Consider the following 10,035-nt stretch of genomic DNA (forward strand, 5'->3'; position numbering starts at 1 on the left):
CCGGTCGAGCCCTTCTGGTCGGGACGACCTATGATCAGCGGCGCCATCCGCTCCCACGCCGCGTCGCTCAAAACCAAACGATCCATCACACCCAAGGCCGCCTCCCCAAAAGCAGCCTTGAATCTGATTTGCTCCTAAAAGGGAATCCTTAGAGTCCACACCGCCTAGAGCAAGTCGAGCGCCATCAGAGACTATTCGCATGGCGTACAAAACCTGTTTAGCATCAATGGAAGAAGGCGCAGAGCGCTAGTAGCGATAAGTGGATTCCCCGGTTGCCCGCGCCCCTCTCGACCAGCGGGCCCAGTCGCCGGACGCCACGGTCGCTGTCCACGATACGCCCCACCTCACGCAAATCACCGCAAGCAGTCACTGTCTCCGCAGGTCGATTCGTGCTCTGAACTCACGCGAAGCGCGTGCCAAAAGACAGTTGCGCGCTGGTGCCATGGAAGCGTCTGCTTGGCAGCAGAATGCTAACCGATGCCAACGTTTTCGTTGAACCCTCTCCCGAGCGGCCAGTCACTAGTTCGTCGCTGATCTTGGCTGTCTTCTGCACTTTCAGTGTAAGCACCGCCTGCCGGACGCAGAGATGTACACGAACATGTTAGGGCTGCCGTGTGGCGCCTACGAGCCATTGCCTTTGATTGGGCTGAACCACTTCGCAGCTCTCAGTGCCACTATCTTTTTGAGGTAATCGAACGAACGTGATTCTTCTCCGATCCGACGGCCAGGGTGGTGAATAACCGCTTCTGAACTGTCATAGCCATGTTGATCCGACACAGATGCTATCTGCTTGCGGCACGAGAGGTGACCGGCATCATTCGCTCTTGTTGTATGAGCCGTGTCCGGTTGATGACGTCGATGTGGGGAACCCGACCGCGGCAGCCACATCATTTCGCCGGCGCCGCCGCAAACGAACTGTTTTTCTATTTTCAACGATGCTCACAGCATTTTTGGCGCGGCACGCAGATTGCTGAAGCAAAAACCGCCGCAGCCAAGGGCGGCGCGCGCGCCAGTTCCCCAGGAGTTCACGATGAGATTTGCTCTATTGCCCCTTATCAGCGCGGCGTTGAAGCTGGTCCCAACTGCACAGCCGGCAGACATCGATGTGGCAATCGCTGCCTCACCGAACCGACTGAGGAGATCGCCGCGACCATCAAGCGAACGGCCGGCCATAAGACGGTCTGGAGCACCGGCGCGTGTCGGCGACACGGCGACGTCGCGCAGGCGCGCCATTCCAGATCTGCTCAGCCGACGATTCGCGACCAAACGTCCTCGTCATGGAAGGACTCGCCGACGGGAAACCCAATCCATCGCACAATCGGAACGCTCGTGGTTTGAGAACAAGACTGCAGTACTGAATGGCGCGGATGTCCAAAAAGATGTCCTTCAAACTTGTCGATCTGCAATCCGCCGCCACGCTTTATGGCTCGGGACCGGTGAAGGCGGAGAGATCGCTCGGCGTTCACGACATCATGCGGCCGACGGTCGTCGAGGGCGCAAACGGCCCGTTCGACAAGATGCCGCCACGTTGAAGAACGGCGCCGATAACGATGACGCGGGCTTCACCAATTTTTCAAAAGGGCCGAGGGCTCACGCAATGATCGAGCGCAACTGTTACGTGCTCGAGAGCCAAGGCTGGACTAAAATGGGGCCTTCTGGAATCTCGCAGCCGAGAAGGCTGGCGCTTGGCAGCCTCAGGACCGTGTTCCGACCGGCGTCAGGACGCTATTCGCCTTATTTGGTAGTCTTCTTTGCTGTGATCCCGGCCGTGGCGCTGATCGATTATCTCAGCGGCAGAATAGGGTGCTGATGACGCACTGGCGCAAACCAAGACTGCGCATGATTGAAGGCGGCAGAGCCGATATCGTCGTATCGCGTCCTGATGCTTCGCAAGCGCGGACAAAATGGACTCTCTGGCCCTTCGCGGCGATCCTCGTCACCGCGCTGCTCTGGGGCGGCATCTACTGGATCGTCCGGGCGTTCTCATGAGCGAAATGGCGCCGGCCAGGACTCTGCTCTCATTGTTGATCATTAGGAATTGGTGCCGTTACTTCAAGCAGCTTACGTCGGCGCCGATTCGCAAACAGCGCGCCTCGACCCTGGCGATGACAACCAGATCGTCGCCCACCGTGTCCTTGACGGCACGGAGTCGACCCGAAAACCCCTTGATGTTGGCGAAAGGGTGTTGATCGCCGACAAACGAATTCATTTTCGCGAAGCCCTTGTCTTCCAGCGAGACACCGGCCGCCCCGCGTTGACGCAACTTGCGCGCAAGAAGGCGAGCGTTGTTGAAATTGCCGAAGCCGTATCACCGTCGACCAGCACAGGCAGTTCCGTCGAGTCCACGATGCGTTCGACGGCATCGACCAGCCGTGTCAGGCTTCGTTGGCGTCGCGATAGCCGAGCGAACACGAAATCGATGAGCCAGACGCTCAAAGGCCGCGAAATCCAACCTGCTCGGCAGCTGCAGCGGTAATCCGTCTTGCGCCTCCATTAAGAAGGACAGTTCGCAGTTGGAGCGGATCTGGGTGCGTAGCGAGCTTGCGGCACGCGATGCCATGCCATTGTGGTGACCGCCGGGGATGACCGACATTGACTGGGAATGCATACCACACTTCTTGGGACGACCGCGAATTGACACGCAGATATCACAAACGATCAATTCACTCCCCCGCCCGGCGTTCCGCAGCAGCTGCGCCACCGGTTGTGCGTCACTCCCTTCCTGCGGTATTGAGCGGTACGGCGACGTTTTTCACGATCACCGTACGGCAATTGGCAAGTAGCTCGTTGGTATACTTATCACCGAAATAATCCAGAACGAAAGTACCCCGGCAGCACGATTCACTAGTAACACTGCTCGGTAGACTTTCGAGGATCGCACCGACCTCGCGGATGCGATCCGAATAGCGGGCGCGGATAACGTTCACTGCGTTCATCGAGTGAACCGCCTCGTCCACCGTCACTTCCCTCAGCCAACGAAGAAATTGATTGCTACCCAGTCCGGCATAAAAACGCCTATCGGCGGCATACGCGCGGCAGGTGCACATTTCATCAAAAGCGATCATAACCATCAGCGAGAATTCGTCTTTCAGGTACGCATCTATTACGCTAAAATTATGTGGTCGTGTCTCCAATTTCTCCCAGAGATCCTCTTCGGACGCATCCGCGACCAGCTTCATGAGTTGTATGAAACCATCGGCGTGACGCTTTTCGTCCGCGGCCCCAGGCATCAAAAAACGCCGCGGCTTCCTCGGTCGTGACCAAGTTACGGTTGGACAGTTCCTTTTTCAGATGCCGTGCGTCATATTCCGTGTAGAGTTCCGGCCATAACTTGCTCCAACGTGCGCGCAGAACTGATGCCTCGGCGGTAAACATCACCGGAGACAGATTGCTAAACAAGTCTGCCGGTCTCCATTTTCGCCGAAGCGGCGCAATCATCGAAGTCTCCCATTTCAATCATCAACGATACGGAGCTTCACAAACACATTTGGTTTCTCAATGCGCATGGCATTCGTTTCGCGATGCTCCAGCATCATAGCACTAAGATGCGGCCAGTGTTTACTGTTTCTCAGTAGCAAGCGCCGTGCCGACTGCGTCCAACACGACTTAAGGCGCTATTTCGCTAGAACGGTTGAGTACCTAACGTCAGCTGTCTTGAACCAGACAGACGTTGTGCGGTCTCAGCCGGTGCGAGAGTCAAATCGGACCAGCTTCGGCTAAGTCGCCGCCAGACAGCGCGGTGATAATCGCCTCTCATCGCTCGTCGAAAAATGAATCACCGACTCATACTGTTCTATGATCCATTTGTTGGCGGGTCACGGTGCGCCATTTGGCGCTCAGTCGCGGCGCGAGACGTCGCGAATGCATGTCCGGCGACAGGAGTCCCAATGACATGTTCTCGATCCACGGTGAGCCCTACCCACAACGCACAAATTGTTTCCTGAAGTTTGTGCTCGATCACGTATCGGACTGCCTTGTCGTGGTCGATGCGTTCGCACGATCGTAGTGATCAATCAGCCGTGTTGCAGAACTATTGGGAGGCGAAGCGGACCGACTCGTTGGCCGGTATATTACTGACGTGGTAGGTCCGCAACTAAGCTTCTTGTTGTTGCGTGCGCGCAAGCCAGCCATGTCGGCTATCCTCTGAAGGTGCGTGGACACCAACACATTTCATTACCAAACAGGTCTGCGTCAGACGACGTCGCCTGCGTCAAATGATTCAGTTCATTTGTGTGGTTTGGACCGCAAGGCGAAAGGCATTCCAAGCGCCGATACGAGAACCGTGGCAGCCCCGAGCCACTGTCTTGCGGTCAGAGTTTCCCGAAGAAAAAGCGATGCGAAAATGGATGTAAACAATGGAACCAGCGGCAGCAACAACGCGGCTGCGGTCGCGCTCATTCGCTCCAGCGCAACGCCGTAGAGAAGAAATGGGATTGACAGAAGCAGCAATCCGGATGCGACCACCAAAACAATATCAGCGATGATTAGAGAGAGCGTCGGCAATGGACGAACACCAATCCACACAGACCCGACTGCTGCGAACGCGACGATCTGGCTTACTGTCGTAAGCCGCAACACATCGATGGTATGCGACATCAAACGGACTACGATGCTGTAGAGTGAGGCAAATAGAACACCGGCGAGCACGAGGGCGACTCCTAGTCCCCGCGTTGCGTAAGGATCGGATTCGGAGGTCCAGCTCAACAAGCCGAGTCCGGCAAAGGCCAACAAGCAGAGCAAGCCGACAGCACGGTTGGGGATCTCGCCAAGAATCAACCACGCAAGGAGTATGATCATTGGCGTTTCAACTGCGAACAGGATCGCTTCCACCGACACCGATAGCATCGTCAGACCGACGGTCGACAAACCAGACGCAAGCGCCGGCTGCAGGAGGCCGGGGAAGGCCGGCACGCCAATCGCTCAAGCGAGGCGGCGCGCCGAACCAGACGGATAGCACGGTGAGGCTTGCGGCACTCACGGCCAACTGCCCTGTTAGTAGCGAGAGCGGCTCGATGCAGCAGAGCGCGGCCTTGGACAGAACGTTGCCGATACTCCAGCTGACCGTCGCAAGGGCTCCGCAAAGAAGCGGTACGAAGAGGCTAGGCTGGCTCATCGGATGGCTTTCCACTCGCATCAGGTTGACGTCTGGGTTCCTGCAATAGATCAAGCAGCCGTGGATGGACTCTGGCCATGGTGGCATGAGGAGGTTGAATCGGCCTCCTGCGGACGCAGCGACCTTCTGGATAATACCAGGTCCGCGAGATCCGGAGCCACGGTGCTGCTGCCGAAGCGGCAAGAAAAAGCCTGACGCACCTTCTGGAGACAACAGATGCGTCGGGCTACAACCTGGGCAGGTTGTAGCATGGGCAGGGTCACCATGCCAAGGTGATCCCTGCAAATGATGTGCCGCTTGAAAGCTATCGATAATATGCGTCCAGCCGGCCGGCCGCCGAGCGATATTGCTGTGTTGAGAATACGCGCGCCCAATACCACGCTACCAAGTGACTGTCGGCCATCAAACAGACCTGTCGGGCATCGAACAAGATGCACCCATCGAACGGACGAGCCTAACTCCCGCGATGCGAGTGAAAACGTCGCCGGCGTATCGGTCATTCAACAACGGCTAAATACGACTTAGACTGGGCGATGTGGCTGAACGTCCATCTCTTATGCTGAAAAGCATGAAAGCCCGACGCACGCTGCCGGGTAAGAGGTGCGTCGGGCCGGTAGGATATCGGCGCGGCTCAAGACCGGGTCGACACCCCAAACCATCTCTTGCAAATGACGTGCCGCCGGAAGCGACCGATGATGAATAACCCTCCAACCTCTTAGTGATGAGGGGCGCGTTCCTATTTGAAGGCGCGCGCGTACCGCTGTCGATTCCCCCTCCCCACTCGGGGCCACTCGGGGGTGACATAGTGCCCGGGATAGGAGTCCAGCCTCTCCCATCGTTGTTGGTGCTTCAACACATTGATCGAATTCGGCCGCCTCACGACACGGAGCTCCGGCTTCGAAGACAATTCCTTTGTACGAGCGGCACGCCGACATGCAAACAGATCGCTGATGTAAACCAAGGGAGCCCATTAGCCGCTCCGAGCCAGACCTACCTTGGATTTTGCCGAGAGGTACCCAAGAATGAAGAATGATTGGACTCAGGATCCCGCTCCTCTCTTTTGGACTCAGGATCCCGCTCCTCTCTTAATGTCTGCCATTCTTCTGCGTGCCGGGCTAGCCGCTCATATTCCTCGGCGATTTTAAGTAGCCTGTCTCTGGATTTGAGACAGGCGAACGACTCCGCCTTGGTCCGCGTTGCTTCCGCCCGCTGTCGCCAATGTTTCGGACCGAATAATGGGGTTTTCGACTTCATGTAAATGGACATGCAACGGCTGGACCAAGAAATGCGACATCCCGATTCGGGGTCATCACGTAGGCGGCTCTTCGGCCACTCGCAATCCCCCTCCAACAGCCCGTATGTGGTGCGATCCCTGATAGATCGGTCACTCCAGAGTTTGACCGTCCCGATCGCGCTCGCCAAGGGTCGACCACGCAGCTTTTCGCGAACGCTGGCACTCACGAACCTATTTCTTCCGCTCGCGAGGCACACGATTACACCGAGAACCGCAAATCCCTCCAAAGTGTCTGGCTTCTGCGAAAAGCGCCTCGTCATGTACTGGTGGACAGCAATCGTGCGCTCTTCATTCGTTGAAGGGAGGACGATGGAGGCGCCGCGACGAAGGGCGGACATGTGATGAAGGCCATGGGTGCACGGTCGTGGCCCGGTTTGATCAGGCTGAGAGCCGGAGGAGTTCGTCCCTCCCCGCGTACAAAGTCAATTATGATCTTGTAGTGTTGTCGCTCAAGCTTGGTCCAGGCTGCTATGCTCAGGCAAAGCCTTACGCGCTTTCCGATATGTTTGAAACGCAACAATGTTGCGCTTGTAACAGCGCTCCGATGAGCAGTGCGCGCACGGATCTATTACGGAAGCGCTATTTTTCTCCTCGCGGCGCAGGCACGGTCGTTGCAAACTCCAGGGTGAGAACCATCAGCGCAAAAACCGAACCTGCAAACGGCATATGCTTAAGGACCATGCTCCTGAAAAAGTGCTTCTCCGATCTATTGTTCGCGGCCATCCTTTTATTGGCCTGCCCTGCTGAGGCAGCCACAGCCATGGTCCATACTGCTGATTGAACGATAATGGTCTTTATGAATGCGAAGAATAATCTCGAGGCGGACGCGCTATCGCCCAGTTTTCGGGACATCGCAAAGGTCGGCACCACATCGAGAGTGTTGTCGAGATGGGCCGCCCCAGCAAACATTACACAAGCGAGGCCGAAGGATGGTCTGGAACTCTGAGATTTCTTGTCAAGAAAGGACAGAAGCCAGTTCCTTCTGCAGCAGTCGCGGACTTGCGAAATGCACCAGATGTGTCGGACTTGGGATCGCTCGCGGCACTCAATGATTTCCTCAATTGGTCTGTCGAACGATATCCAGCCAAGAAGTACATGTTAGTAGTCTGGAATCACGGTCAGGGCTGGCGCTTCCAGATGGCAGCCGACGCCTCCATCAGGCAGATGGCCACAACGCGCCGCCTTAGTCGATCGACCTTACAAGATTCGAGAGCTGCTTCGGAAAACGTCCCGCACGTCGGAGGATATCGTGCCGTATCCTTTGACGAAGAGACGAATTCCTTGTGGTGCATGAGCGACGTACAGCAGAGCGTCGAGGCGGTCTCGCGACGATTGAAGAGAAAACTCGACGTGGTCGGCTTCGATGCAGGTCTAACGTCGTCGATCGAAACCGCCTACGCTTTGCAAAATTTCTCGACGCTTATGGTCGGAAGTGAGGAACGGGAACCGGCGGCGGGCTGGGACTATGCCAGCTCGTTCAAACTGCTGACCGAAAACCCAGCTATGTCGCCTCTTGAGCTCTCAAACCAACTCCTAGCCGCGTACCAGGAGCGTTACGGCGATCTTGAGATGACAACACTTTCTGTAGTCGAATTGTCAAGAGTCGAGGCCGCTGCAACAGCCGTGAGTGCCTTCGCAGACGCGCTCAGCAAGGTCGTAACATCGGAGCGGATAAACATCGAGACAGCTCGATCGAGCCTGGTCCCCTATGGCGCAGGAATAGGGCCTCTCACCTCCATCGATCTACCATCTTTCCTGGCAAACTATATCAAGGTCACATCGAACCCAGATACGCGCAGATCGCACTCGATGCCACAAAGCGGATGGTGCTGACTAACTACGCTTGTGGAGTCAGTTCGTGGAGCGCTGGCTCAAAGGGGGGCGCGATATATTTTCCTGCGAGCAAATACGAATTCAACACTGATTTCTACAAACAAGGATATGGTGAAGCGAAACGTTGATGGCGTTATCGAGTTTGTTGCGCACGAGCGATGGGCCGACTTTCTCGACGCCAAGGAGGCCGGCATCGACTGGCACTTCATCGCCCTCGGCAAGCCGATCCAGAACGCCTTCGTCGAGAGCTTCAACGGCCGGATGCGTGACGAGTTCTTGATCGAGTGACGTGAACTATCATTTCAGCGACAGCGACGGCTCTCCATTTGGTTTGCGCACATGCTTCTGGCAGCATGCGCTTTGGACATATTCACACGAGGCGTTCTCGAAGGGCTTGAATCGTACGTGGCGTCAGATTGTACGATCTAATGCAGATGGGGACGGTGTATGCGGTCTCCAGCAGATCGTGCTGACAGGAAATAAGAACTTGCGAATGTCTCCAACGCTTAGGCCGACGCCGCACGGGGAGCTGGTGCGAGACGGACCCGCCAACGGTTCGTTTTCCCAGACGGATTGCAGCATCAGCGGCAGTTGCACATGACGAAACGTCGGGATTGCTGGGTTCCGGTATATCGCTAACCGACTATCGCAACGCTGTTCTCTAAGCCGCGCCGCATTCAGCTGCAACTGAGCCATTCTCTTTTGTCGCCGGTGTTTCGGTTGCGAGCCTTGATTTTGCTGCGGCGCGACCGAGCGCCGAAAGCGTCGCTGCGATGGCTATGCAAGAGCACTTCTGCGGCCATCAATGCCTTCAATTGTTCCGGCCTGTTCCCGGTAGGCAGGTCGTGTTGCGCATCGCGCAGGAAGAACGATACCTCAGGATGTATCAAGCGAGGATTACAATGCATCAAAAGCAGGGCATCGGCGGGTCTTGGATCTACAGAGCACTCCACTGTGCGGCGTTTATTGTTGCCTTTGCCACGACAACAGCTCTGTGCCCCGAATGGGCGGTTGCGCGAGATCGGTCGGCGACAGCCGAGGAGCGACAGGCTTGCACACCGGACGTGTTTCGCCTTTGTAGCACCCGCATACCGGATGCGGACGCCATCACTGCTTGTCTGAGAGCCAAGTTCACAAGCTTGAGTGAACAATGTCGCAAGGTGATGTTAGTTCGAGATACTGCCAAAAGAGACGCAGCCTCGAAATGAGGTGCCCAACCAGTCGGCATCTTCGACGGGCGCTCGTTGGGACTAGCCCTCAGCCTGTTCGGCTGTGCAGTAGGGCCGCATTCGTTTGGGAACATGTGAGCGAGCGCGGACAGATTGGAGACAACACCAGGCGGTCGCGATTGAGGCGACCGGCGGAAATCCGTATGAGCACGGCACTGGCGATCTCTAGAGCTGCAATCGTCGTCGCAGTCGGTGCGATCATCTTGTTCTGGACCGACGAGGGTCAGTAGCTGCCTTTCCTTGACAGGGCATTATTTGGACGAATGGGCGAATGCACAAACTATCCTTTGACACTGTCCTGATCGCTAACAGGGGCGAGATCGCCGTACGCATCATTAAGACGTTGCGCAAGCTTGGGCTTCGCTCTGCAATTGTCTACCACGATGTCGATGCGCGGACGCCCGCTGTCTTGATGGCCGACACGGCGATTGCCATCGGCGGACGTACGCCGGTCGCGGCTTATCTCGATAGCGCCCAAATCATCGCGGCCGCCCGCAGGGCGAACGCCGGCGCGCTCCATCCAGGTTATGGATTTCTGTCCGAGAATGCGGAATTCGCCAGGGCCG

At 56.7% G+C, this 10,035-nt stretch carries 8 protein-coding genes and 3 pseudogenes; 6 read left to right on the forward strand and 5 right to left on the reverse strand.

Annotated features, from left to right (window positions below; genetic code table 11):
• A pseudogene (locus K288_RS53145) lies at positions 1-86 on the reverse strand (IS5/IS1182 family transposase); the annotation flags it as partial.
• A gap of 853 nt (positions 87-939) precedes the next feature.
• Positions 940-1,233 (reverse strand): hypothetical protein, encoded by a 294-nt coding sequence (locus K288_RS0140990; protein WP_027584599.1) that lies wholly within the window; start codon positions 1,231-1,233, stop codon positions 940-942.
• Between the two features lie 146 nt (positions 1,234-1,379).
• On the opposite strand from K288_RS0140990, the gene K288_RS53890 reads away from it, so the two are divergent.
• From K288_RS53890 to K288_RS53895, 3 genes are read left to right on the forward strand one after another with little or no spacing between them, the layout of a single operon-like run.
• A complete protein-coding gene (locus tag K288_RS53890; protein WP_160169075.1) occupies positions 1,380-1,532 on the forward strand; it encodes a hypothetical protein in 153 nt (50 codons plus the stop codon).
• Complete coding sequence (locus K288_RS0141000; protein WP_152535939.1) at positions 1,529-1,810, forward strand: hypothetical protein; 282 nt, start codon at positions 1,529-1,531, stop codon at positions 1,808-1,810. The genes K288_RS53890 and K288_RS0141000 overlap by 4 nt, the downstream gene beginning before the upstream one ends.
• Positions 1,811-1,839: 29 nt before the next feature.
• Positions 1,840-1,989 (forward strand): hypothetical protein, encoded by a 150-nt coding sequence (locus K288_RS53895; RefSeq protein WP_160169076.1) that lies wholly within the window; start codon positions 1,840-1,842, stop codon positions 1,987-1,989.
• 100 nt (positions 1,990-2,089) lie between these two features.
• Here the strand turns inward: K288_RS53895 and K288_RS48480 are convergent.
• The 3 genes and pseudogenes from K288_RS48480 to K288_RS0141025 all read right to left on the reverse strand — a co-directional run.
• Positions 2,090-2,560 (reverse strand): annotated as a pseudogene (locus K288_RS48480) (isocitrate lyase/phosphoenolpyruvate mutase family protein); the annotation flags it as partial.
• Between the two features lie 151 nt (positions 2,561-2,711).
• Entirely contained in the window at positions 2,712-3,230 is a 519-nt protein-coding gene (locus tag K288_RS48485; protein ID WP_244443457.1) for a hypothetical protein, read from the reverse strand.
• Positions 3,231-4,224: 994 nt separating this feature from the next.
• Positions 4,225-4,911: a DMT family transporter gene (locus K288_RS0141025; protein WP_027584603.1), complete on the reverse strand. Its 687-nt coding sequence runs from the start codon at positions 4,909-4,911 to the stop codon at positions 4,225-4,227.
• Between the two features lie 2,384 nt (positions 4,912-7,295).
• Here K288_RS0141025 and K288_RS0141035 point away from each other — a divergent pair.
• The 3 genes and pseudogenes from K288_RS0141035 to K288_RS48490 form a co-directional block, all read left to right on the forward strand.
• The gene (locus K288_RS0141035) at positions 7,296-8,240 is read left to right on the forward strand and encodes a clostripain-related cysteine peptidase (RefSeq protein ID WP_084800098.1); all 945 of its coding nucleotides are present in this window, start codon (positions 7,296-7,298) and stop codon (positions 8,238-8,240) included.
• 183 nt (positions 8,241-8,423) lie between these two features.
• A pseudogene (locus K288_RS51530) lies at positions 8,424-8,525 on the forward strand (integrase core domain-containing protein); the annotation flags it as partial.
• Positions 8,526-9,740: 1,215 nt separating this feature from the next.
• Positions 9,741-10,035, forward strand: a 295-nt coding sequence (locus K288_RS48490; RefSeq protein ID WP_043162146.1) for a biotin carboxylase N-terminal domain-containing protein, incomplete at its 3' end; no start/stop codon positions are given.

This window comes from Bradyrhizobium sp. Ai1a-2 (assembly GCF_000426245.1).
GTDB lineage: Bacteria > Pseudomonadota > Alphaproteobacteria > Rhizobiales > Xanthobacteraceae > Bradyrhizobium.